This window comes from Pseudomonas sp. SK (assembly GCF_012975065.1).
GTDB classification, from domain to species: Bacteria; Pseudomonadota; Gammaproteobacteria; order Pseudomonadales; family Pseudomonadaceae; genus Aquipseudomonas; species Aquipseudomonas anuradhapurensis.
This window is the reverse complement of record NZ_CP051857.1, coordinates 4,967,122-4,990,773: the sequence shown is the minus strand read 5'-3', so window position 1 is coordinate 4,990,773 and position 23,652 is coordinate 4,967,122. Positions and strand designations below refer to the sequence as shown.

23 protein-coding genes are annotated in these 23,652 nt (G+C 63.2%); 13 read left to right on the top strand and 10 right to left on the bottom strand.

Going from position 1 to position 23,652, the window contains the following annotated elements:
• Window positions 1–6: 6 nt before the first annotated feature.
• On the bottom strand, window positions 7–615 hold the full coding sequence (locus tag HG549_RS22830) for a TIGR00730 family Rossman fold protein (RefSeq protein ID WP_170032994.1): 609 nt from the start codon (window positions 613–615) through the stop codon (window positions 7–9).
• Between the two features lie 349 nt (window positions 616–964).
• On the opposite strand from HG549_RS22830, the gene azu reads away from it, so the two are divergent.
• Entirely contained in the window at window positions 965–1,411 is a 447-nt protein-coding gene (azu, locus tag HG549_RS22825) for an azurin (RefSeq protein ID WP_170034309.1), read from the top strand.
• A 112-nt stretch (window positions 1,412–1,523) separates the two neighbouring features.
• Here the strand turns inward: azu and nadE are convergent, their stop codons facing one another.
• Window positions 1,524–2,351: an ammonia-dependent NAD(+) synthetase gene (gene nadE / locus HG549_RS22820; RefSeq protein ID WP_170032993.1), complete on the bottom strand. Its 828-nt coding sequence runs from the start codon at window positions 2,349–2,351 to the stop codon at window positions 1,524–1,526.
• 3 nt (window positions 2,352–2,354) lie between these two features.
• Window positions 2,355–3,560 (bottom strand): nicotinate phosphoribosyltransferase, encoded by a 1,206-nt coding sequence (pncB, locus tag HG549_RS22815; RefSeq protein ID WP_170032991.1) that lies wholly within the window; start codon window positions 3,558–3,560, stop codon window positions 2,355–2,357.
• Between the two features lie 523 nt (window positions 3,561–4,083).
• On the opposite strand from pncB, the gene HG549_RS22810 reads away from it, so the two are divergent.
• The 6 genes from HG549_RS22810 (at window position 4,084) to HG549_RS22785 (ending at window position 10,539) form a co-directional block, all read left to right on the top strand.
• The gene (locus HG549_RS22810) at window positions 4,084–5,220 is read left to right on the top strand and encodes a branched-chain amino acid ABC transporter substrate-binding protein (RefSeq protein ID WP_170032989.1); all 1,137 of its coding nucleotides are present in this window, start codon (window positions 4,084–4,086) and stop codon (window positions 5,218–5,220) included.
• A 154-nt stretch (window positions 5,221–5,374) separates the two neighbouring features.
• Window positions 5,375–6,289, top strand: coding sequence for a branched-chain amino acid ABC transporter permease (locus HG549_RS22805; protein ID WP_013974411.1), 915 nt, complete (start codon window positions 5,375–5,377; stop codon window positions 6,287–6,289).
• A 2-nt stretch (window positions 6,290–6,291) separates the two neighbouring features.
• Complete coding sequence (gene livM, locus HG549_RS22800) at window positions 6,292–7,593, top strand: high-affinity branched-chain amino acid ABC transporter permease LivM (protein WP_170032987.1); 1,302 nt, start codon at window positions 6,292–6,294, stop codon at window positions 7,591–7,593.
• Window positions 7,590–8,465 carry an ATP-binding cassette domain-containing protein gene (locus HG549_RS22795; protein WP_019098909.1) on the top strand — a complete coding sequence of 292 codons (876 nt, stop codon included), beginning with the start codon at window positions 7,590–7,592 and terminating at the stop codon, window positions 8,463–8,465. The genes livM and HG549_RS22795 overlap by 4 nt, the downstream gene beginning before the upstream one ends.
• A complete protein-coding gene (locus HG549_RS22790; protein WP_170032985.1) occupies window positions 8,462–9,178 on the top strand; it encodes an ABC transporter ATP-binding protein in 717 nt (238 codons plus the stop codon). Before HG549_RS22795 ends, HG549_RS22790 begins: the two co-directional genes overlap by 4 nt.
• A gap of 593 nt (window positions 9,179–9,771) precedes the next feature.
• On the top strand, window positions 9,772–10,539 hold the full coding sequence (locus HG549_RS22785; protein WP_170032983.1) for an SDR family oxidoreductase: 768 nt from the start codon (window positions 9,772–9,774) through the stop codon (window positions 10,537–10,539).
• Between the two features lie 178 nt (window positions 10,540–10,717).
• On the opposite strand, the gene HG549_RS22780 is transcribed toward HG549_RS22785, so the two are convergent.
• The 3 genes from HG549_RS22780 to HG549_RS22770 all read right to left on the bottom strand — a co-directional run bounded on the left by HG549_RS22780 (window position 10,718) and on the right by HG549_RS22770 (window position 13,161).
• Window positions 10,718–11,815, bottom strand: a complete 1,098-nt coding sequence (locus tag HG549_RS22780) for an AGE family epimerase/isomerase (protein ID WP_170032982.1) — start codon at window positions 11,813–11,815, stop codon at window positions 10,718–10,720.
• 93 nt (window positions 11,816–11,908) lie between these two features.
• Window positions 11,909–12,541 (bottom strand): TetR family transcriptional regulator, encoded by a 633-nt coding sequence (locus HG549_RS22775; RefSeq protein WP_170032980.1) that lies wholly within the window; start codon window positions 12,539–12,541, stop codon window positions 11,909–11,911.
• Window positions 12,542–12,663: 122 nt separating this feature from the next.
• A complete protein-coding gene (locus tag HG549_RS22770; protein WP_170032978.1) occupies window positions 12,664–13,161 on the bottom strand; it encodes a phage infection protein in 498 nt (165 codons plus the stop codon).
• Between the two features lie 340 nt (window positions 13,162–13,501).
• Here HG549_RS22770 and HG549_RS22765 point away from each other — a divergent pair, with 340 nt between their 5' ends.
• On the top strand, window positions 13,502–15,568 hold the full coding sequence (locus tag HG549_RS22765) for an AsmA family protein (protein WP_170032976.1): 2,067 nt from the start codon (window positions 13,502–13,504) through the stop codon (window positions 15,566–15,568).
• A gap of 330 nt (window positions 15,569–15,898) precedes the next feature.
• Here the strand turns inward: HG549_RS22765 and HG549_RS22760 are convergent, their stop codons facing one another.
• Together HG549_RS22760 and osmE are read right to left on the bottom strand one after the other, a co-directional pair.
• Window positions 15,899–16,429 (bottom strand): bacterioferritin, encoded by a 531-nt coding sequence (locus tag HG549_RS22760; RefSeq protein ID WP_170034307.1) that lies wholly within the window; start codon window positions 16,427–16,429, stop codon window positions 15,899–15,901.
• A 47-nt stretch (window positions 16,430–16,476) separates the two neighbouring features.
• Window positions 16,477–16,818, bottom strand: a complete 342-nt coding sequence (gene osmE, locus HG549_RS22755) for an osmotically-inducible lipoprotein OsmE (RefSeq protein ID WP_170032974.1) — start codon at window positions 16,816–16,818, stop codon at window positions 16,477–16,479.
• 121 nt (window positions 16,819–16,939) lie between these two features.
• Between osmE and HG549_RS22750 the strand changes: the two genes are divergently transcribed.
• Entirely contained in the window at window positions 16,940–17,830 is an 891-nt protein-coding gene (locus HG549_RS22750) for a triacylglycerol lipase (RefSeq protein ID WP_170032973.1), read from the top strand.
• Here HG549_RS22750 and HG549_RS22745 read toward each other — a convergent pair.
• A complete protein-coding gene (locus HG549_RS22745) occupies window positions 17,827–18,699 on the bottom strand; it encodes a DMT family transporter (protein WP_170032971.1) in 873 nt (290 codons plus the stop codon). The two genes, HG549_RS22750 and HG549_RS22745, sit on opposite strands and share 4 nt — an antisense overlap.
• A 207-nt stretch (window positions 18,700–18,906) precedes the next feature.
• On the opposite strand from HG549_RS22745, the gene HG549_RS22740 reads away from it, so the two are divergent.
• The 3 genes from HG549_RS22740 (at window position 18,907) to HG549_RS22730 (ending at window position 21,125) form a co-directional block, all read left to right on the top strand.
• Window positions 18,907–19,695 carry a helix-turn-helix domain-containing protein gene (locus HG549_RS22740; protein ID WP_170032969.1) on the top strand — a complete coding sequence of 263 codons (789 nt, stop codon included), beginning with the start codon at window positions 18,907–18,909 and terminating at the stop codon, window positions 19,693–19,695.
• Between the two features lie 63 nt (window positions 19,696–19,758).
• Window positions 19,759–20,046, top strand: coding sequence for a PsiF family protein (locus HG549_RS22735; protein WP_170032967.1), 288 nt, complete (start codon window positions 19,759–19,761; stop codon window positions 20,044–20,046).
• A gap of 71 nt (window positions 20,047–20,117) precedes the next feature.
• A complete protein-coding gene (locus HG549_RS22730) occupies window positions 20,118–21,125 on the top strand; it encodes an AI-2E family transporter (RefSeq protein ID WP_170032965.1) in 1,008 nt (335 codons plus the stop codon).
• A gap of 135 nt (window positions 21,126–21,260) precedes the next feature.
• Here HG549_RS22730 and HG549_RS22725 read toward each other — a convergent pair whose 3' ends face one another.
• Window positions 21,261–22,532: an Hsp70 family protein gene (locus tag HG549_RS22725; protein ID WP_170032963.1), complete on the bottom strand. Its 1,272-nt coding sequence runs from the start codon at window positions 22,530–22,532 to the stop codon at window positions 21,261–21,263.
• A gap of 164 nt (window positions 22,533–22,696) precedes the next feature.
• Here HG549_RS22725 and cbpA point away from each other — a divergent pair, with 164 nt between their 5' ends.
• Window positions 22,697–23,650, top strand: coding sequence for a curved DNA-binding protein (gene cbpA / locus HG549_RS22720; RefSeq protein ID WP_170032961.1), 954 nt, complete (start codon window positions 22,697–22,699; stop codon window positions 23,648–23,650).
• Window positions 23,651–23,652: the final 2 nt, after the last annotated feature.

The following is a 23,652-nucleotide window of genomic DNA, read 5'->3' as shown; positions in this document are numbered from 1 at the left end:
GGTGTGTTAGTTATCCATGCAATTGCCAAGGCTGCGCTCGCGCTCCACCCACTTTGGCAGCACTGGCGACTCGAACCGCTCCATCCCGTCCAGCAATTCATCGGCGTGCTGCGCCAGCAGCAACATCGCCCGATGCTGTGGGCGCACGAAGCCTTCTGCGACGATATGGTCGAGGAACCCGCCCAGCTTCTCGTAGAAGCCATCCACATCGAGCAAGCCCAGTGGCTTGGCGTGATAGCCCAGTTGCCCCCAGGTCCATGTTTCAAACAACTCTTCCAGCGTGCCCAGCCCACCCGGCAGGGCAATGAACGCATCGCTCAGCTCGGCCATGCGTGCCTTGCGCGCGTGCATGCCGTCGACCACTTCCAGGCGGCTGAGGCCCTTGTGGCCGATTTCGGCATTCATCAGGCTTTCCGGGATGATCCCGATCACTTCGCCACCGGCTGCCATGGCCGCGTCGGCAACGGTGCCCATCAGGCCAACCGCGCCACCGCCATAGACCAGGGTCAGGCCGCGGCGGGCAATCGCCTGGCCCAGCGCAACGGCCGCTTCACGATAGGCAGGGTTGGCGCCGATGCTGGCGCCGCAGAACACACAAACGGAACGTACGGGCATTGCTCATCTCCAGTCACTCAGGCTGACAGGGTAAGGCCCATGCCCTGCAGTTCCAAGGCAGGTTTCATTCCGGACGGGAGAATTCGCAGATTGCACCGGTGGCGCCATGGGCATAGGCCGCCAGCAGGCTGTTCATCAGGCTACCTAGGGTCATTTCGTATTGCTCCTAAATGAGAGGTTGTCCCATCGTCCAATAAAAGGGCATGATGTGCTCTTGAATTGGTTGTATACAATCGATTGAACAATTCTACTGGCTGACCGCTTGACACCCCCTTGACCCATATCAGCAAGGGGCTGAACGGTTTCAGGCAGTCTCGCAATTGATAAAACCCTGCCAAGGAGATTCATGATGTTTGCGAAAGCTGTAGCGGTATCCCTGCTGACCCTCGCCAGCGCCTCTGTCTTCGCAGCCGAGTGCTCGGTAACTGTCGACTCGACCGACCAGATGTCCTTCAACACCAAGGAAATCGTCATCGACAAGAGCTGCAAGCAATTCACTGTGAACCTGGAGCATTCGGGCAAACTGCCGAAGAACGTCATGGGCCACAACATTGTCATCAGCAAGGCAGCTGATATGCAGCCGATCGCTACCGAAGGCCTGAGCGCTGGTATCGATAAGGCCTATCTGAAAGAGGGTGACGAGCGTGTCATCGCTCACACCAAGATCATTGGCGCGGGCGAAAAAGATTCTGTGACCTTTGATGTGTCCAAGTTGGCAGCTGGCACAGACTACGGCTTCTTCTGCTCGTTCCCAGGCCACATCTCGATGATGAAAGGCACGGTCGTCGTCAAGTAATCAAAGCTGTGTAGGCTGTTCGGGCCTATTCGCGGGCTTGCCCGCTCCCACAGGTACACCACAATGCTCAGCAACTGGTGTACCTGTGGGAGCGGGCGAGCCCGCGAAGCTTTCAAGGGGCGAACGGCAGTTCGCGCTTGTGCTGGGTCTTGCGGTAGGTGGCGACGATGATGTCGAACGCTTCCTGGTCAACCGGCAGCCCATGCAGGAAGGCATCGATCTGCTGGTAGGTCACGCCATGGGACGCTTCATCCGGCTTGCCCGGCTCGAGGTCTTCCAGGTCTGCGGTCGGCACCTTCTCCACCAGTGATTCCGGCGCACCAAAGCTGCGCGCAATCGCCCGCACCTGGTTTTTCACCAGCCCGCTCAGCGGCGCCAGGTCGCATGCCCCATCGCCGAACTTGGTAAAGAAGCCCATCACCGCTTCGGCAGCGTGGTCGGTGCCGATCACCAGGCCCCCGCGTGCACCGGCCAGGGTGTACTGGGCAATCATGCGGGTGCGTGCCTTGACGTTACCGACGACGAAATCCACCAAGGTCGGCGAACCGTTCTTCAGTTCCTCCACTTCGCCAGCCAGGGCTTTTACCGCCGGGGCGATATCGATGGTGTGTACTTCATCGGCCTTGATCACCTCCAGGCAGGCCTGGGCGTCATGTTCGTCATGCTGGACATGGTAAGGCAGGCGCACCGCGATGAAGGTATAGGCCTTGTCACCGGTCTCGGCGCGCAGCTCGTTGATGGCGCGTTGGGCGAGCAGGGCCGCGGTCAGCGAGTCGACGCCGCCGCTGATGCCCAGCACCAGGGTCTTGAGCCGGGCGTTGGCCAGGCAATCCTTGATGAACGCCACGCGCCGGGCCACTTCGGCCTCGAGCGCGGCGGCGTCGGCGAACGGCGGCTGTACCTTCAGCGCCTGGGCAATCTCTTGCTGAACCGCTTGCATGGGTTACTCCTTGCTGGGGACTTTGAATACGTGGCGCATATAGGCGACGAAGTTCTCGTCGCGGCATTGGGTCTTGGCGGCTTCGTCGGAAATCTTCGCCACTGGCGCGCCATTGCAGTCGGTCATTTTAAGCACGATGCTCATCGGCGCCACGCCCGGGATGTCACAGGTGAGGTTGGTGCCGATGCCAAAGCTCACGTTGATGCGACCGCGCAGGGCGCGGAAGATTTCCAGGGAACGGGTCAGGTTGAGACCATCGGAGAACACCAGGGTCTTGGTCATCGGGTCGATACCCAGTTTCTGGTAGTGGGCGATGGCCTTTTCTGCCCAGGCCACCGGTTCGCCGGAGTCATGCCGCAAGCCGTCGAACAGCTTGGCGAAGTACAGGTCGAAATCGCCGAGGAAGGCATCCATGGTGATGCAGTCGGTCAGGGCGATGCCGAGCAGGCCGCGGTACTCGCGCACCCAGCAGTCCAGCGCGGCGATCTGGCTGTCGATCAGCCGCGGGCCGAGTTGCTGGTGGGCCATGATCCATTCGTGGGCCATGGTGCCCAGCGGCTTGATATCCAGTTTCCATGCCAGGTCGACGTTGCTAGTGCCGACGAAGCGGGCCGGGAAGTCGTCGCGCAGTACGCGCACCACTTCTTCCTGCACCCGGCTGGAAAAGCGTCGGCGGGTGCCGAAGTCGGCCACCTGCAGTTCGGCCAGTTCCTCGGTGCTGGCATGCGCGCGCAGCCAGTCGAACTTGCGGTATAGCTGGTCGCGGGCTTCGGCAAGGCGCATGCGGGGGTGCAGGTGGCGGTTGCGCACCTCGCTGATGATTGCCAGCAATGGCACTTCGAACAGAATCACGTGCAGCCAGGGGCCTTTCAGGCGCAGGAACAGTTGATCGTTCTCTATCCCCAGGCGCACGTAACGCAGGTTGAAGCGGAACAGGCGCAGAAAGCGCAGGAAGTCAGGCTTGAGAAAGCTGATGCGTTCCAGAAAGGCCAACTGGCCGTCATCCAGGGTGAGGTCGCTGAGCTTTTCCAGCTGCTGGCGGATCTCGCCAAGATAGGGGCGCAGGTCCTCGCCGTTGCGGCAGCGGAATTCCCATTCGACGTCGGCGTCCGGGTAGTTGTGCAGCACGCCCTGCATCATCGTCAGTTTGTAGAAGTCGGTGTCGAGCAGGTTGTGCACGATGCGCTCGGCGAATGCGCTCTCGCTCATCAAAGGGGCTCCGGAAGCGGCGAATGGCGGACATTGTGCCAGCCTTTTGCGCCTCGTGTGGCTGTTCCGGCCTCTTCGCGGGCTTGCCCGCTCCCACAGGAACACCACCGAGCTCAGGAACGGTGCAATACCTGTGGGAGCGGGCGAGCCCTCGAAGAGGCCGGAACAGCCAAAACAGCGTGTTTTTCGGTGCGCGCGCAGGCCTTGTAACGGTGCTGCCTGTAGCAGTCGCGCACCAGCGGTGTGCAGTTCGGTGACGTCCGCTGTTACAGGCCGGTTGCACGTAAACACTTGCCGGGGTTGCAATGATGGCACACGACGGTTGCTCCTTGTCTGTACGTGCGGTGGCGCCCGCCGCGTGGCAGACGGTTGCACGCTCAATAAAGAAAAGGCCGTCGGTCGCCTGCAGGCGCCCTGCGCGGTGTGTTTTCCCGCAACCCAAAAGCGCTGGCACGGCCCTTGCTCTGAGCACAGTGCTGAGAAGTTGTAGTGCCAACCAAAAAAACTCTAGGAGCACCACCTCATGTCGCAGACGTTTTACAAGAAAGGTTTCCTGGCTCTGGCCGTAGCTACGGCACTGGGTGTTTCTTCGTATGTTCAGGCCGACATCAAGATCGGTGTAGCGGGCCCGATGACCGGGGCAAACGCAGCGTTTGGCGAGCAGTACATGAAAGGTGCGCAGGCAGCGGCCGACAAGATCAACGCCGCCGGTGGCGTGAATGGCGAGAAAATCGTCCTGGTCAAGGGCGATGACGCCTGCGAACCGAAGCAGGCCGTGGCCGTGGCCAACCGCCTGGTCGACCAGGACAAGGTGGTCGGCGTGGTCGGCCACTTCTGTTCTTCCAATACCATCCCGGCTTCCGAGGTGTACGACGAGGCTGGCGTGATCGCCATCACCCCTGGCTCTACCAACCCGCAGGTGACCGAGCGCGGCCTTTCCGCCATGTTCCGCATGTGCGGGCGTGACGACCAGCAGGGTATCGTCGCTGGCGACTACATCGTCGACGTGCTCAAGGGCAAGAAGGTCGCGGTGTTGCACGACAAGGACACCTACGGCCAGGGCCTGGCCGACGCGACCAAGGCGCAGCTGGAAAAACGCGGTGTCAAGCCGGTGCTGTACGAAGGCCTGACCCGTGGCGAGAAGGACTTCAGCGCCGTGGTCACCAAGATCCGCTCCACCGGTGCCGACGTGGTGTACTTCGGTGGCCTGCACCCGGAAGCCGGCCCGCTGGTGCGCCAGCTGCGCGAGCAGGGCCTGAAGGACGTCAAGTTCATGTCCGATGACGGCATCGTCACCGACGAACTGGTGTCCACCGCAGGCGGCGCGCAGTACGTCGATGGCGTGTACATGACCTTTGGTGCCGACCCGCGCCTGCTGCCGGACAGCAAGGCGGTGGTGGAGGAGTTCCGCAAGAACGGCACCGAGCCGGAAGGCTACACCCTGTATGCCTACGCCTCGCTGCAGGCCCTGGCCGCTGCCTTCAACGGCGCCAAGTCGAACAAGGGCGAAGACGCTGCCGAGTGGCTCAAGGCCAACCCGGTGCAGACCGTCATGGGCGAGAAGAAGTGGGACAAGAAGGGTGACCTGACCGTGTCCGACTACGTGGTCTACCAGTGGGATGCCCAAGGCAAGTACCACCAGCTGGAAAAACAAAAATAACAACGGCCCACGGCCCGGGTTCACGCCCGGGCCCAAGCCCCGCGGTACCTGTCTTTATCCGTAGATCTGCACAGTACTGCGCTGCGAGGGCCGCCTAGTCGCAAGGCCCGCCGTGGTCGGCGCTCGTGCAATCTCAATCAGGTGAGATTGCGTTATGGATGGTATTTTCCTGCAGCAACTGGTCAACGGCCTGACCCTCGGGTCGGTCTATGGCCTGATCGCCATCGGCTACACAATGGTCTATGGCATCATCGGCATGATCAACTTCGCGCACGGCGAGGTGTACATGATTTCCGCGTACCTCGCGGCAATCAGCCTGGCATTGCTGGCTTACTTCGGTATCGAGTCGTTCCCCCTGCTGATGCTGGGCACCCTGTTGTTCACCATCGTCGTCACCGGTGTGTACGGCTTCACCATTGAACGCATCGCCTACAAACCCCTGCGCAACTCCACCCGGCTGGCACCGCTGATCAGTGCCATCGGCATTTCGCTGATCCTGCAGAACTACGCGCAGATCAGCCAGGGCGCCCGCCAGCAAGGCGTGCCGACCCTGCTCGAAGGCGCCTGGCGCGTCGAAGTAGGCACCGGCTTCGTGCAGCTGACCTACACCAAGATCTTCATCCTGGTGGCCGCATTCGTGGGCATGGGCCTGCTCACCTACGTGATCAAGTACACCAAGCTCGGCCGCATGTGCCGGGCTACCCAGCAAGACCGCAAGATGGCCTCGATCCTCGGCATCAACACCGACCGGGTGATCTCCTACGTGTTCGTCATCGGTGCGGTGATGGCCGCCCTGGCCGGCGTGCTGATCACCATGAACTACGGCACCTTCGACTTCTATGCCGGCTTCATCATCGGCATCAAGGCGTTCACCGCCGCGGTGCTCGGCGGGATCGGCTCGCTGCCTGGCGCCATGCTCGGCGGGATCATCCTGGGTATTTCCGAGTCGCTGTTCTCTGGCCTGATCAACTCCGACTACAAGGACGTGTTCAGCTTCTCGCTGCTGGTGATGATCCTTATCTTCCGCCCGCAAGGCCTGCTGGGTCGCCCGCTCGTGGCTAAGGTGTGAACATGTCCATTGCCAAAACTGCCGTTGTTCCCGAAACCAAGGGTTTCGACCTTAAACGCAGCCTGCTGGAGACCATCGTCGCCGGCCTGCTGGCACTCATCGTGTTTGGCCCGGTCGTCGGTGTGGTCCTCGATGGCTACAGCTTCAATGCCGAGCCGCGTCGCGTGGCCTGGCTGGTCGGCGGCGTGATGCTGGGGCGCTTCCTGCTCAGCCTGTACCTGCAGACTGCCGCCGGCACCCGCATGCTGCAGGGCTTCGAGAGCGGAGGCTCGGGTGTACATGTGCGCGCGCCGGGCTACGTGTCGCGCCTGCGCTACATCATCCCGGCGCTGGTGGTGATTGCCATCGTCTTCCCGATCTTCGCCAACAAGTACCTGTTGACCGTGGTCATCCTTGGCCTGATCTACGTACTGCTCGGCCTCGGCCTGAACATCGTGGTCGGCCTGGCCGGCCTGCTCGACCTCGGCTACGTGGCGTTCTATGCCATCGGCGCCTACGGCCTGGCGCTGGGCTACCAGTACCTCGGCCTGGGCTTCTGGAGCGTGCTGCCACTGGCGGCCATCGCAGCAGCGCTGGCGGGCTGTATCCTCGGCTTCCCGGTGCTGCGGATGCACGGTGACTATCTGGCGATCGTGACCCTGGGCTTCGGTGAGATCATTCGCCTGGTACTGAACAACTGGCTGTCGTTCACCGGTGGCCCGAACGGCATGCCGGCGCCGTCGCCGACCTTCTTCGGCCTGGAGTTCGGCCGCCGGGCCAAGGACGGTGGGGTACCGATCCATGAGTTCTTCGGCTTCGAATACAACGCCAACCTCAAGTTCGTGTTCATCTACGCGGTGCTGTTCATGGTCGTGCTGGCGGTGCTGTACATCAAGCACCGCCTGACCCGCATGCCGGTCGGCCGGGCCTGGGAAGCACTGCGCGAGGACGAGATCGCCTGCCGCTCGATGGGCCTGAACCATGTGTTGGTGAAACTCTCGGCGTTTACCCTGGGCGCCTCCACGGCTGGCCTGGCGGGGGTGTTCTTCGCGACCTACCAGGGCTTCGTCAACCCGTCGTCGTTCACCTTCTTCGAGTCGGCACTGATCCTGGCCATCGTCGTGCTCGGCGGCATGGGCTCGACCGTGGGCGTGGTCATTGCGGCCTTCGTCCTGACCGTGGCGCCAGAGCTGCTGCGCAGCTTCTCGGAATACCGGGTGCTGCTGTTCGGTGTGCTCATGGTGCTGATGATGATCTGGCGACCGCGTGGGCTGATCCGCATCAGCCGTACCGGTGTGACCCCGCGTAAAGGAGTGGCGCCATGAGCGACGATATCATTCTCTCGGTCGACAACCTGATGATGCAGTTCGGTGGCATCAAGGCGCTCAGCGATGTCAGCCTGAAGGTCAAGCGCAACCAGATCTTCGCCCTGATCGGCCCCAACGGCGCCGGCAAGACCACGGTGTTCAACTGCCTCACCGGCTTCTACAAGGCCAGCGGCGGGCGCATCGAGCTGAATGTGCGCGGCAGCCACACCAATGTCATCCAGCTGCTCGGCGAGCGTTTCCAGGCTGCGGACTTCGTCTCGCCGGCGCGCTTTGCCAACCGCCTGTACTACAAGATGTTCGGCGGTACCCACCTGGTCAACCGCGCCGGCCTGGCACGGACCTTCCAGAACATTCGCCTGTTCAAGGAAATGTCGGTGGTGGAAAACCTGCTGGTGGCCCAGCACATGTGGGTCAACCGCAACCTGCTGGCCGGGGTGCTCAACACCAAGGCCTACCGCAAGGCTGAAAGCGATGCGCTGGACCATGCATTCTACTGGTTGGAGGTGGTCGACCTGGTCGATTGCGCCAACCGCCTGGCCGGTGAATTGTCGTACGGCCAGCAGCGCCGCCTGGAAATCGCCCGGGCCATGTGCACGCGGCCGAAGATCATCTGCCTGGACGAACCGGCGGCTGGCCTGAACCCGCAGGAAACCGAGGCCCTCAGCCGCATGATCCGCGTGCTGCGCGACGAGCACGACATCACCGTGGTGCTGATCGAGCACGACATGGGCATGGTCATGAGCATCTCCGACCATATCGTGGTGCTCGACCACGGCAACGTGATTGCCGAAGGCGCGCCGCAGGATATCCGCCACAACCCGACGGTGATCGCCGCCTACCTGGGTGCCGATGAAGAGGAACTGGTATGACTGCACCCATTCTCGAACTGAAGGACCTGGACGTGTTCTACGGGCCGATCCAGGCGCTGAAAAAGGTGTCGATGCACATCAACGAGGGCGAGACGGTCAGCCTGATCGGCGCCAACGGTGCCGGCAAGTCGACCTTGCTGATGTCGATTTTCGGCCAGCCGCGGGCAGCGTCGGGGCATATCGTCTATCGCGGCACCGACATTACCCGCAAATCGTCGCACTACATCGCTTCCAACGGCATCGCCCAGTCGCCGGAAGGGCGCCGGGTGTTCCCCGACATGACCGTCGAGGAAAACCTCATGATGGGCACCATCCCCATCGGCGACAAGCATGCCGACGAAGACATGCAGCGCATGTACGAGCTGTTCCCGCGGCTGAAGGAGCGGCGTAACCAGCGGGCCATGACCATGTCCGGTGGCGAGCAGCAGATGCTGGCGATTGCCCGGGCGCTGATGAGCCGTCCGAAGTTGTTGCTGCTGGACGAGCCATCGCTGGGGCTGGCGCCGATCGTGGTCAAGCAGATCTTCTCGACCCTGCGCGAACTGGCCAAGACCGGGATGACCATCTTCCTGGTGGAGCAGAACGCCAACCATGCACTGAAACTCTCGGACCGGGCCTATGTGATGGTCAACGGGCAGATTCGCATGACCGGCACAGGGCAGGAGCTGCTGGTCAACGAGGAAGTGCGCAACGCTTATCTGGGCGGTCATTGAGTGGTATCCGGGGCTGCAAACGCAGCCCCGTTCGCTATGTGGACAACCTGTTTCACATCGTTCCGGAATTACTCCACAAGCGCGTCGCAAGCCATTGTTTGCACAGGCTGATATTGTCCACGGTTAATGTGGAGCCGCCTGTGGAAAACATGGTGGCACCTGGCGCGAGCCCTTGAAAAGCAAGGGTTGCAGCTGCATGGTTATTTTTTGATCAGAAGCCTTCTCTGGGTGATTTTCACTGCTCTGGCGAGCCCTGCAGCCTCGGCCAACGCAGCGAACAGCCTGTGGATAACTCTGTGAAAAACCCTTGGACAGACCGCTGCACGCGGCATGCTTGAAAGCCTTGCGCCATCACCTTGAAGATATCCACCGACCCCGCCACGCTGAAAGGGTTCCGCCCAGCAGACAAGTTGCCCCCAATCCATGGGGAAAGTCTTGTGGATAACATGCGCATAGCTGGCGCCGCGCCCTCTGCTGCAAGGGTTTGCCGGTTATGAACAAAAAATGACCAGGGGCCTCGACGGCTTGCTGCCAGCGCCCGGCGCGGGCATGCTGCAAAGTTGCCGATGACAACCTACCGTGAGGAACAGAGCATGACGTCCACCGTATTCATCACTGGCGCGACTTCCGGTTTCGGCGAGGCGACTGCTCGCCGCTTTGCCGAGGCCGGCTGGAAACTGGTCCTCACGGGTCGTCGCAAGGAGCGCCTGGACGCCCTGTGCGCCGAGCTGTCAGCCAAGACCGAAGTGCATGGGCTGGTGCTCGACGTGCGGGATCGCAAGGCCATGGAGCAAGCCATCGCCAACCTGCCGGCAGGCTTCGACAAGTTGCGAGGGCTGGTCAACAATGCCGGCCTCGCGCTGGGCGTGGATGCGGCGCAGAACTGCAGCCTGGACGACTGGGAAACCATGGTCGATACCAACATCAAGGGGCTGATCTACACCACCCGCCTGCTGCTGCCACGCCTGATCGCCCATGGCCGCGGCGCCTCGATCCTCAACGTGGGCTCGGTGGCAGGCAACTACCCGTACCCGGGCAGCAACGTGTATGGCGGTACCAAGGCGTTCGTCGGCCAGTTCTCGCTGAGCCTGCGCTGCGACCTGCGCGGCACCGGGGTGCGCGTGAGCAACATCGAGCCGGGCCTGTGCGAGAGTGAATTCTCGCTGGTGCGCTTCGGCGGCGACCAGGCCAAGTACGATGCGACTTACGCCGGTGCCGAGCCAATCCAGCCGCAGGACATCGCCGAGACCATTTTCTGGATCCTCAACCAGCCGGCGCACATCAACATCAACAGCCTGGAGCTGATGCCGGTTAGCCAGGACTGGGCAGGGTTCTCGATCGACCGGTCAGCCAAGGGTTGAGTTTCCACCTGGTCGGCTAGTGCGCCCTTTGTAGCAGCGGCCTTGTGTCGCGAAAGGGCTGCGAAGCAGCCCCGGCAATTTGTGCATATACGTTGAAACCCCGGGGCTGCTCTGCAGCCCTTTCGCGACACAAGGCCGCTGCTACAGGGGCAATGCGCATCTACGGGCCGCTGCAGCGTCAGCCCAGGCGTTGCAAGCCTTCCAGGCACGTCGCTAGGTGGTAGGGGGTGGTCGAAGGCATATCATGCCGGCTGACCGCTCCCTCGCCGTCCCGGCACTCATACCAGCCCGCTTGCCGCAGGAACCGCGCTTCCAGCGCCTGCAACTGCCCCGCCAGCTTCGCCTCGCCCCCCGCACGCAGCACCAGCGCCCGCAGGTATTCCGCCTGCGCCCAGATGCGCTGGGTGGCATCCAGTACCTGGCCATCCACAGCCAGCATCGCCACCACTGCCCCATCCTTCACCCCGTACTGCTCGGCAAAGCCGAACGCCCGGTCGATGGAGGCATGCAGCGGCGTGCCACGCAGCAGCGGCGAGGTATGCAGTAGATAGAACCACTCGAACTGGTGCCCTGGTTCGAACCAGTTATCCACAGCACCGCGGGGTTTTTCCAGCATCAGGCCATGGGCCGGCTCGATGAAGTGCGCCTGCAGGGCTTCGCACAGCTGCAGCAGCGACTGCCGGGTATGTTCGTCTTCACGTACTGCCAGCACTTGCAGGAACGCTTCGGCCAGATGCATCTGTGGGTTCTGCAGCGGGCCGCTGCCCAGGTCGGCCCAATCTTCGCCCAGGCTGGCTTCGTACAGGCCATCGTCACGGGCGAACTGCTGGTCGATGATGTCCAGCGCTGCATTCAAGGTGGACTCCACCAGGCTTTCGCGCACCTTGCCCCAGTAGTGCGCGCAGGCGAACACGATGAAGGCATGGGTATACAGGTCCTTGCGCCGGTCCAGCGGCTTGCCCTGGGCGTCGATACTGTAGAACCAGCCACCGTGTTCGGCGTCGTGGAAGTGCTTCTGCAACGAGCGGAACAGGGCCGCCGCGCGTTCGGCGGCGCCGGGCTGTCCGATGCGGCTGCTGAACAGGTACAGCTGGCGCGCGCAGGCCATGGCCCGGTAGCGCTGCACCGGCAACGGCCGCTGCTCGGCGTCCAGGGCTTCGTAGGGCAGGGCCATGTCGGCGTTCCAGCCCGGGCCTTGCCACAACGGCACGATGCGTTCGGCGAAATGCTGGTTGAAGCGGGCCAGTTCGGGCAGGGTGTGGCGGGGGTTGGACATTTAGGCGCTCGTCGCTGTCGGGCAGGGCGCCATGGTAGCAGAACTGGGGTTTTCGGTAGCCTGTGCCGGCAAAGAGGCCAGTACCGGCAACGATCAGCCCGGGTTGCCCAACCCCTGCCAGTGCCGCGCGCCGACGAAGATGAAGCGCAACTGCTGGGTGATCTTTTCCTGCGGCGTCAACGCCTGTGGATAACCTGGCTCCGGGCTGTCGATCAGTTCCGGCAGGGTGGCGAACACGGTCTTCACCACCAGGTCGGCCATCACCGCCAGCGCCGCGCCGTCCAGATGCTGCCAGCGCTTCATCCGCGCAAGGTCAGTGGCCAGGTCGTCGCTGATGTCCTGGCGCAGGCGGGCAATGGCCTGGCGAACTGCCTGCGACCCGCCGTACTGCTCGCGGGCGAGGAACAGGAACTGTGCGCGGTGGGCGGCGACCACGTCGAGGAAGATACGCACCGAGGCATCGGTAATGCCGCCCAGCTCGAATTCGTTGTGGCGCACCAGGCGGATGGTCTGGCGGAACGTGGCGTCGACCTCGGCCACCAGGGCCAGGCCCAGGGCGTCCATGTCGGAGAAATGCCGGTAGAAGCCGGTGGGCACGATGCCGGCGGTCTTCGCCACTTCGCGCAGGCTGATACTGCCGAAACCACGGCCGCTCTCCATGAGCTGGCAGGCGGCATCAAGCAGGGCCTGGCGGGTCTGTAGCTTCTGTTCGGCGCGCGGCAGCATGGTGCGAGCTTCTGTGACGGTGAGGCTGGGCACTCTAGTGAAAAAAACAAAGCCCGGTCAATGGACCGGGCCTGGAGGGGAGGCGGTGTTGCGACAGAGATTGTTCTTTTCGGCCATGGTGATCAGCTCACACGGCTGATTTCGACCAGGCGATCGGAACCACCTTCGGCAACGCGGCCAGAGCGTTCGATCAGGCGATCGGAGCCACCTTCGGCGACACGGCCAGTGCGTTCGATCAGGCGATCGGAACCACCTTCGGCAACGCGGCCAGTGCGTTCGATCAGGCGATCGGAGCCACCTTCGGCAACGCGGCCAGTGCGTTCGATCAGGCGATCGGAGCCACCTTCGGCAACACGGCCAGTGCGTTCGATCAGGCGATCGGAGCCACCTTCGGCAACGCGGCCAGTGCGTTCGATCAGGCGATCGGAGCCACCTTCGGCAACGCGGCCAGTACGTTCGATCAGGCGATCGGAGCCACCTTCGGCAACAGTCTTCAGCGGCTGGGCGATCTCGGCAGCGCTGGAGCGCGATTCGGCCGTCAGGTGTTGCTCGTCGGCTGGCAAGGCAAAAGCGTTGGCAGCCAGAATGGACAGGGTCAGGGTCAGCAGGTGGCGTTTCATGATTTCGGTGCTCCTCTCGGGGGCTGGAAAGTGGGTACGGAGCCAATGCTACGCCGGGTAACGCCAGAGAGAAGTTCATACGGGTAATGGTAACAATCGACCAGATTGATAGAGATCTCGAACGGCTCTAGAACAAGGTTTACGGCTTGAATGATGGCTTTTTGCGATTGCTGCAGGCCGGTTACACATCCAGCCTGACGCGACGAATTGCTGAACAAATGGCCAGGAAAAACTTCGTTATCATGGGCCAACCATAAAACCCCGCGGGTTTTCGTCAGTCCGAGATATTGAATGCCCCGCTGCGCCTGTTTCTGTGCCATACCGCAAGGAGAATCACGCAATGACGCGTCCCGCCAGAATCCTCGTCTGGACCTTCACCAGCCTGCTCACCTTGTTGGCGATCCTGGTGGTGGTCATCGCCACCTTCGACTGGAACCGCGTCAAACCCCTGCTCAACGACAAAGTCTCAGAAGCCCTGCAACGGCCCTTCGCGATCAATGGCAACCTCGCCGTCGAGTGGCGCACCGAAGCGCAAGAGGGCGGCTGGCGTGCCTGGGTACCCTGGCCGCATTTCATTGCCGAGGACCTGAGCCTGGGCAACCCGGCGTGGCTCAACGAGCAGAAGATGGTCGGCCTGGAACGTGTGGCGTTCCGCCTGGCGCCGTTACCGTTGCTGTTCCGGCAGATCAGCATCCCGCGCATCGACCTGACCAAACCCACTGCCAGCCTGACCCGTCTGGCCGATGGCCGCGCCAACTGGACCTTCGACTTCGGCCCCAAGGATGACAACGCCGAACCTTCGAAATGGCAGCTGGACATCGGCGCCATCGGCTTTGACCAGGGCAATGTCAGTTTCGATGACCAAACCCTGAAAACCAGCATGAAGGTGCAGATCGACCCGCTGGGCAAGCCAATACCGTTCAGTGACATCGTCGGCAAGGCCAGGGCCGAGAAGGCCGGTGCAGCGCAGGATTACGCCTTCGGCCTGAAGGTGCAGGGCCGCTACAAAGGCCAGCCGGTGGCCGGCTCCGGCAAGATTGGCGGCCTGCTGGCCCTGCAGGACGCCAGCCAACCGTTCCCGCTGCAGGCCGATGTGCGTATCGCCGACACCCATGTGGTGCTCGCCGGTACCCTGACCGACCCGCGCAACCTGGGCGCCCTCGACCTGCGCCTGCGCCTGTCCGGGGCCAGCCTGGGCAACCTCTACCCGCTGACCGGTGTGACCCTGCCGGACACCCCGGCCTATTCCACCGATGGCCACCTCAGCGCCAACCTGCACGCGGCGCAAGGGGCGACCTTCGATTACCAGGGCTTCAACGGCCAGATCGGTGACAGCGATATCCATGGCGACCTGGTCTTCGTTGCCAGCCAGCCACGGCCCAGGCTGTCGGGCAACCTGGTATCCAATCAATTGCTGTTCAAGGACCTGGCGCCACTGATCGGTGCCGACTCCAATGCCGAACAGAAAACCCGTGGTGGCGCCGGCAAGCAGCCGCAAGGCAAGGTTCTGCCGGTGGAGGAGTTCCGCACCGAGCGCTGGCGTGCCATGGATGCCGACGTCACCTTTGCCGGCAAGCGCATCGTGCACAGCGCGCAATTGCCCTTCAATGACCTGTCGGCCCACGTGATCCTGGAAGATGGCCTGCTGCGCCTGGAACCCCTGCGTTTTGGCGTGGCCGGTGGCAACCTGGCCTCGCAGATCCGCCTGGATGGCCGCAACGTGCCGCTGCAGGGGCGTGCCCGGTTGACCGCGCGGGGCTTCAAGCTCAAGCAGCTGTTCCCTGGTTTTGCGCCAATGCAGACCAGCTTTGGCGAGTTGAATGGCGATGCCGACATCACAGGCCGGGGTAACTCGGTAGCTGCGCTGCTGGGTACGGCCAATGGCGACCTGCGCATGCTGGTCAACGATGGCGCTATCAGCCGGAGCCTGATGGAGATTGCCGGGTTGAACGTGGGCAACTACGTGGTCGGCAAGCTGTTCGGCGATGAAGACGTGAAGATCAATTGCGCAGCAGCCGATGTCGGCATCAAGGATGGGTTGGCGACCACGCGCCTGTTCATCTTCGATACCGAGAACGCGATCATCTACATCAACGGCACGGCCAATTTCGCCAGCGAGCAGCTGGACCTGAAAATCACCCCGGAATCGAAAGGGCTGCGGCTGTTCTCGCTGCGCTCGCCGCTGTACGTGCGCGGGCCGTTCGCCAAGCCCAGTGCCGGGGTGCAGGCGGTGCCGCTGGCATTGCGCGGGGCGGGGATGGTGGCGCTGGGCGTGGTGGCCGGGCCGGCGGCGGGCTTGCTGGCGTTGGTTGCCCCCAGCAGCGGGGATGACCCGAACCAATGCACGCCGCTGTTGCAGCAGATGAAGGCGGGCAAGGCGCCAGCTGCGGTGAAAGGCAAGCAATGAGGGGGCCGCGTTGCGGCCCATCGCCGGCGAGCCAGCTCCCACAGGTACCGCGCCGGCTTCGACTTGACGCGACACCTGTAGGAGCGGCTTCAGCCGCGATCACCGGCACAGCCGCGATCACCGGCACAGCCGGTGCCATCCACCACGCCGCCTGCTTCGCGGATGAATCCGCTCCTACAGTTGACGCCGTACCAGTAGGAGCGGCTTCAGCCGCGATCACCGGCACAGCCGGTGCCCCCCACCGCGCCGCCTGCTTCGCGGATAAATCCGCTCCTACAGTTGACGTGGTACCGGTAGGAGGGCGCTGGGCTGCCGAGCAGCCCCTGGCAATTACAACCCTTGCAGCAGATCGGACATATCGTCCGCGTGTTCTTCTTCCTGGGCCAGGATGTCCTCGAAGATCCGCCGCGTGGTCGGGTCCTTGTCACCGATGTACTGGATGATCTCGCGGTAGCTGTCGATGGCGATGCGCTCTGCCACCAGGTCCTCCAACACCATCTCCTTCAGCGTGGTACCCGCCACGTACTGGGCGTGCGAGTTCTTGCTGAGGTTGTCCGGGTTGAAGTCCGGTTCGCCGCCCAGCTGCACGATACGCTCGGCGAGCCTGTCGGCGTGTTCGGCTTCCTGGTTGGCATGCTCCAGGAATTCTTCGGCCGCTATGCTGGCTTTCACCCCCGAAGCCATGAAGTAGTGGCGCTTGTAGCGCAGCGTGCACACCAGTTCGGTCGCCAGGGCTTCGTTGAGCAGGCGGATGATGCGCTCACGGTCGGCGTGGTAGCCCTCGGTCACGGCGCCGTTCTCGACGTGCTGGCGGGCACGCTGGCGCAGGGTTTGCACATCGGTCAGTTCAATCGCAGTCATGTTCATCTCCGAAAGCATCAAGGTGGTCATGGCGTGTCCTGTGGGTGTCATGCGCCGTGGGCGGCGTCGCTGTCTTCCTGGCGTTGCTTGCAGGTCTTGAAGCCTTTGGCATCGACATGGCCAGTGGCGTCGAAGCGCACGTAATAGGGCTGCTGGTGGCCGTCGCGGTTGAGGATGTAGTCGTTGCAGGTACCGCCGTGAGGCAGGTCGGTCACGTTGGATGGGCTACCGCCGATAGCGATGACCTTCTGCATGGTCATGCCATTTTCCACCTGCTTGACCAGCGGTTCGTCGCGGTAGGTGACGTAATCCACGGGGTTTTCCGGGCGGCTGCCACAGGCGGCGAGGGTGGCGCTAGCCAGGAGGATTGCCAGGGTCTGTTTGTACATGGTCCCGCTCCTTGCAAAGGGTCTGTTGGCTTTGGAACCGCAGCGGGTGGCCAGAGTTCGATTGCGCTGTTCATCAGGGCCGCTGTAGTGTGGGTCGGTCGTCCACGGAAAGGGGCTGGCCATGCCACAGGAATTGACCACGCGATACCCGTTGGTGCTGGTGCCGGGCATGCTGGGGTTCGTGCGGGTGGTGCTCTACCCCTACTGGTTCGGCATTGTGCCGGCACTGCGCAAGGGCGGGGCGCAGGTGTTCCCGGTGCAGGTTTCGCCGCTGCATTGCAGCGAGGTGCGCGGCGAGCAACTGCTGGCAATCATCGAAGACATCTGCCAGCGCCACAATGTCGAAAAGGTCAACCTCATCGGCCACAGCCAAGGTGCCCTGGACGCACGCTACGCTGCTGCCAGGCGGCCCGAGCGGGTGGCGTCGGTCACCTCGGTGGCCGGGCCCAACCAGGGTTCGGAACTGGCCGACTACCTGGAACGCAGGGCACCTGGCGATTCGCCCCAGGGGCGCCTGCTCAAGGCCTTGCTGCACGGTATTGCCGTGCTGCTGGTGTGGCTGGAAACCGGCTGGCGCCGCGACCCGCTGCCGGTGGATGTGCACGCTTCGCACCAGGCACTGACCAGCAGCGGGGTGGCACGCTTCAACCAGGCTTATCCACAGGGGCTGCCAGATAGCTGGGGTGGGGAAGGGGCCTATCAGGTCGATGGCGTGCGCTATTACTCCTGGTCCGGTACCTTGCAGCCCGGCCTGACCGACCGGGGGCGCAATCGTTTCGATGGCAGCAACTACTTCTGCCGGCTGTTCGCGCGCAGTTTCGTCAAGGAAAAGGGCCAGTGCGATGGCATGGTCGGGCGCTTCAGCTCGCACCTTGGGCAAGTGATTGGCGACGATTACCCGCTCGATCACCTCGACATCGTCAACCAGTCACTGGGCGCCATCGGCAGGGGCGCCGAACCGGTGCGGCTGTTCACCGAGCATGCTGCCCGGCTCAAGGCGGCGGGGCTCTAGCGGCGGATCGGCGTGGTCCAGCGCTCGGCCAGCAGCACACCGGCCAGGGTCAGCAAACCGCCGAGCAGGTGATAGCGGGCCAGCTGTTCATCGAGTGCCACGGCGGCGATCACTGCGGTGGCCAGGGGCAGCAGGTTGAAGAACAAGGTGGTGCGGCTTGGCCCCAGGCGGTGCACGGCCTGCATCCACAGCAACGGCGCAATCATCGAGGCCAGCACGCAGGCGTAAAGCACCAAGCCGATGTTGTGGCTGTCCAGGCCGGTCTTTTCCGACAACAGGAACAGCGGCAGCAGTACCACGATCGCCACCAGCACCTGCAGGTACAGCAACTGCATCGGTGGCAGGCGCAGTTGCCACTTCTTCAGCAGGAAGCTGTACAGCGCATAGGCCAGGGTGGCCACCAGCATCAGCAGGTCGCCGCCGTTCAGGCCCTGCCGCAGCAGGCTTGCGGGGTCACCGGCGCTGACCACTTCAACCACACCAAAGAATGACACCACGGCACCCAGCAAGGCGCCGTAGCTGAGGCGCTGGCCCAGCCAGGCGATCGACAGCGCCAGCGCCATCAGCGGCATCAGCGAAAGGATGATGCCCATGTTGGTGGCGCTGGTGATGCCGGCGGCGAAGTACGCCAGGCTCTGGTACAGCGCCATGCCGAGCACGCCCAGCACGGCCACCTTGGCCAGGTGCGGGCGGATGGCTGTGCGGTTGCGCCATACGGCAGGCAGCAGGAACGGGGTGAACAGCAGGGCGGCCAGCAGCCAGCGGTAGAAGCCGATCTCGGCGGGGTGGATGGCGCCGGCGGACATCTTGGTGACCACCGTGTTGCCGGCCCAGATGAGCATGGCGGTGAGCGGAAAGAGGTAGTTCATGGAGCGAGATACTCGTTGCGGGCAGATTGGGCTGCTTTGCCGGCCATCGCCAGACAAGGCCGCTACGATACGAGATCGCCTATGCCGTGTAGCAGCGGCTTTGTGTCACGATGGCCTGCGCAGCAGGCCCCGATGCCACTCATTATCAACTGTCTGTCTACAAGCCTATACTTCCAGCCAGACAACCCACCCCGCGAAACAGTCAGCATGCCGCGCAAGTACCTCGACATCCCCCAATTCACCCAACTGCCGGCGCCGGTGTATTTCCGCCACGACGAATTCGGTGCCGACACCCACAGTGCCTTGCACCGCCACACCTGGGGTCAGCTCAACTACACCGCCCACGGCGTGATGCAGCTGGACGTCGCCGGGCAACGCTTCCTGTCGCCGCCGCAGTATGCGGTGTGGGTGCCGCCCGATACCGAGCACGGCTGCTACAACCCGCACGCCATCGTGTACCGTTCGATCTACCTGGACCGCAGCCTGTGTGCCGCCTTGCCGCAGCAACCGTGCAGCCTGATCATCAGCGATATCCTCAAGGCCATCCTCGCCGACTTCGCCCGGCGCGACCTGCGGGTAGCCGAGGGCGAGCGCGACCAGCGCCTGGTACAGGTGCTGCTCGACCAACTGCTGCTGGCACCGACCCAGGCCTGCTACCTGCCGTTGGCCCACAGCGAAGGTCTGCGCCAGGTGCTCGATGCCCTTGCCGCCGAGCCCGGCGACAACCGCCCGCTGGCTGACTGGGCTGCGCGGGTGCATGTCAGCGAACGTACCCTGGCCCGTCAGTTCCTGCGTGAACTGGGCATCAGTTTCGGCGAATGGCGCCTGCGCCTGCGTTTCCTGCGCGCCATCGATGCGCTGGAAGCCGGCTTGCCGATCCAGGCCATCGCCTTCGACCTTGGCTACAGCAGCGCGTCAGCGTTCATCGCCATGTTCCAGCGCCAGGCCGGATGCACACCCGAGCAATACCGTCGCCAGGCGCGGGCAAAGCGCTGAGAATTCTTGGCTACACTCAGCTCGACCCCCGCGCATCGGGCGCGGAGCCAAGGAGACCACTCCATGAAAGTGCTGCAGATCCCTTTACTGGTATTGGCGGTGTTGTTCAGCGCCCAAGGCTTCGCTGCCACGACCGCGCAGCAGGAAAAGATGAAGACCTGCAACGCCGACGCCACCGCCAAGGCCCTGAAAGGCGATGAGCGCAAAGCCTTCATGAGCACCTGCCTGAAGAAGGAGGTGCCACAAACCCAGCAGGAGAAGATGAAAACCTGCAACGCTGACGCCACCAGCAAAGCCCTCAAGGGGGATGAGCGCAAGGCGTTCATGAGTGACTGTCTGAAGAAGAAATGACCTGCGCCTATGCCTGCAAGCGTAACGCTGGCAGACTGCGGGTCTTTCCCGTTGTCTGCCGTTGAGGCTGTATGACCTTCACCCCCCGCCAGGTCACCCTGGCCAGCTGGATCATCGTATTTGCCGGCCTGTTGCTGGCGTTGCCCCTGAAATTGCTGCCAAGCCTGCTGGCCGGTCTGCTGGTGTTCGAGCTGGTCAACATGCTCACCCCGCGGCTGCAGCCGCTGATTGCCGGGCAACGCGCGCGCTGGCTGGCCGTAGCACTGCTTGGCACACTGGTGGTCATCACCCTGGCCTTGCTCATCGCCGGCGCCTTCAGTTTCCTGCTGCACGAGGCAGAAAACCCCGGTGCCTCGCTGGACAAGTTCATGGCCCTGGTGGAGCGTGCCCGCGGGCAGCTGCCGCCGTTCATCGAAGGCTACCTGCCGGCCAGTGCGGCGGAGTTCAAGGTGGCCATCGGTGACTGGATCAAGAGCCACCTGAGCGACCTGCAACTGGTCGGCAAGGGCATGGCGCACATGTTCGTCACCCTGCTGATCGGCATGATCCTCGGTGCCATCGTCGCCTTGCAGCGCATCCCTGACATTTCCCGGCGCAAACCCCTGGCGGCGGCGCTGTTTGAGCGCCTGAGCCTGCTGGTGCAGGCGTTTCGCAACATCGTCTTCGCGCAAATCAAGATCTCGCTGCTCAACACCACCTTCACCGGCATCTTCCTGGCGATGGTGCTGCCGATGTTCGACGTGCACCTGCCGCTGACCAAGACGCTGATCGTGCTGACCTTCCTGCTCGGCCTGCTGCCGGTGATCGGCAACCTGATGTCGAACACCCTGATCACCATCGTCGGCCTGTCGCTGTCGATCTGGGTGGCGGCGGCGGCGCTGGGTTACCTGATCATCATCCACAAGGTCGAGTATTTCCTCAACGCGCGGATCGTGGGCGGGCAGATCAGCGCCAAGTCATGGGAATTGCTGCTGGCGATGCTGGTGTTCGAGGCGGCGTTCGGCTTGCCGGGGGTGGTGGCGGGGCCGGTCTACTATGCCTACCTGAAGAGCGAGCTGAAGCGGGCGGAGCTGGTCTGATTCTTCAATAGCCTGTAGCGGCCCATTCGCGGGCTTGCCCGCTCCCACAGGTATTGCACAGGTCTTGGGTACTGTGCGGTCCCTGTGGGAGCGGGCAAGCCCGCGAATGGGCCGGCACAGGCTGAAGAGCCTGGCTCAGGCCACGCCGTAGCGCTTGCGTGCCTCGATGGCCAGCCCGCTGCCAATGCTGCCAAAGATGTTGCCTTCCACATGCCGCGCATTCGGCAGCATCGCCGCCACGCTGTTGCGCAGCGCCGGGATCCCGCTGGAACCGCCGGTGAAGAACACCGTGTCGACCTGGGTCTCGCTGACACCCGCCTTGGCCAGCAATTCGCTCACGCTGCCACGCACGCGCTCCAGCAACCCTTCGATAGCCGCCTCGAACAACGTGCGGGACAGGTCCACGCCCAGCTCGCGCTCGATGCGGCCGAGGTCGACGCGCCGGCTCTGCTGCTCGGTCAGCTCGATCTTGCTGGCCTCCACTTCCATCGCCAACCAGTGCCCGGCACGCTCTTCGATCAGCTTGAACAGGCGGTCGATGCCCAGCGTGTCCTCGATGTCGTAGCGCATGCTGCCCAGGGCCAGTTGCGACTTCTGCGAGTACAGGGCGTTGATGGTGTGCCAGGTGGCCAGGTTGAGGTGGTAGCTGGTGGGCATCAGCGCGCCGCTCTTCATGCGGCTGCCGTAGCCGAACAGCGGCATCACGCCCTGCAGGCTCAGTTGCTTGTCGAAGTCGGTACCGCCGATGTGCACGCCGCCGGTGGCGAGGATGTCGCTCTGCCGTTCGGCGACCAGGTGGCGCTCGGGCGACAGGCGGATCAGGGTGAAGTCCGAGGTACCGCCGCCGATATCGACGATCAGCACCAGCTCTTCGCGGCTGATGCCCGACTCGTAGTCGAAGGCCGCGGCAATCGGCTCGTACTGGAACGACACGTCCTTGAAGCCGATCTTGCGCGCCACTTCGGCCAGGGTGTCCTCGGCCTCCTGGTCCGCGGCCGGGTCTTCGTCGACGAAGAACACCGGGCGGCCCAGCACTACCTGGTCGAATTCGCGGCCGGCAGTGGCCTCGGCGCGTTTCTTCAACTCGCCGATGAACATGCCCAGCAGGTCCTTGAACGGCAGGGCGCTGCCCAGCACGCTGGTATCGTGCTTGATCAGCTTGGAACCCAGCAGGCTTTTCAGCGAGCGCATCAGGCGCCCTTCGTAGCCTTCCAGGTACTCGTGCAGCGCCAGGCGGCCATACACCGGGCGACGTTCCTCGATGTTGAAGAACACCACCGAGGGCAGGGTGATCTTGCCGTCTTCCAGGGCAATCAGCGACTCGACACCCGGGCGGTGCCAGCCAACCGTGGAGTTGGAGGTGCCAAAGTCGATGCCCAGGGCGCGGGCCGGGGATACGTCAGACATGGGGAATGAGCTTCCGGAGGCAAAACGGCCGCGCAGTGTATGCCAGTTGGCCACAGAATCAAGACCGGTCGTCTGCCCTGGAGCAAACCCAAAGCGGTCTTGAAAGGCTATGCTTGAGCCCTATCTTCAGTGGCAACACGCACATTCACATTGGTGATCCATAGATGGACTTCAAAGACTACTACAAGATACTTGGCGTAGAGCCCACGGCGGACGAGAAGGCGATCAAGGCCGCGTACCGCAAGCTGGCGCGCAAGTATCACCCCGATGTCAGCAAGGAGCGCGACGCCGAGGAAAAATTCAAGGAGGCCAACGAGGCCTACGAAGTGCTGGGCGACGCGCAGAAACGTGCCGAGTTCGACGAAATCCGCAAGTACGGCGGCCAGCATGGCCGGCCGTTCCAGGCGCCACCGGGCTGGGAAAGCCGTGGCGGTGGCGGCGGCTTCGAGGGCGGTGATTTTTCCGACTTCTTCAGTTCGATATTCGGTGCCCGGGGTGGCAACCCCTTTGGTGGCGCCCGGCAACAGCAACGCAGTGCCGGCAGGCGAGGGCAGGACGTGGAGCTTGAACTGGCGGTATTCCTTGAAGAGACCCTGAACAAGGAGTCCAAGCAGATCAGCTTCCAGGTGCCGCAGACCAATGCGATGGGCCAGCGCACCGGCTTCACCACCAAGACCCTGAACGTGAAGATCCCGGCCGGGGTGACCGATGGCGAGCGTATCCGCCTCAAGGGCCAGGGCGCGCCGGGCAGCGCAGGCGGGGCCAACGGCGACCTGTTCCTGACCATCCGCATGGCACCGCACCCGCTGTTCGATGTCGAAGGTCATGACTTGATCATTACCGTGCCACTGGCACCGTGGGAGGCTGCCCTGGGCACCAAGGTGGCGGTACCGACCCTGACCGGCCAGATCAACCTGACCATCCGCCCCGACAGCCAGACCGGCCAGCGCCTGCGGGTCAAGGGCATGGGCCTGTTGAACAAGAAGGGCGAGCGCGGCGACTTGTATGCACAGCTGAAGGTGGTGATGCCCACCACCTCCGATGCCACTACCCGTGAACTGTGGACCCAGCTTTCCGAGAAGGCGGCGTTCAACCCGAGGACACAATGGAGTAAGTGACC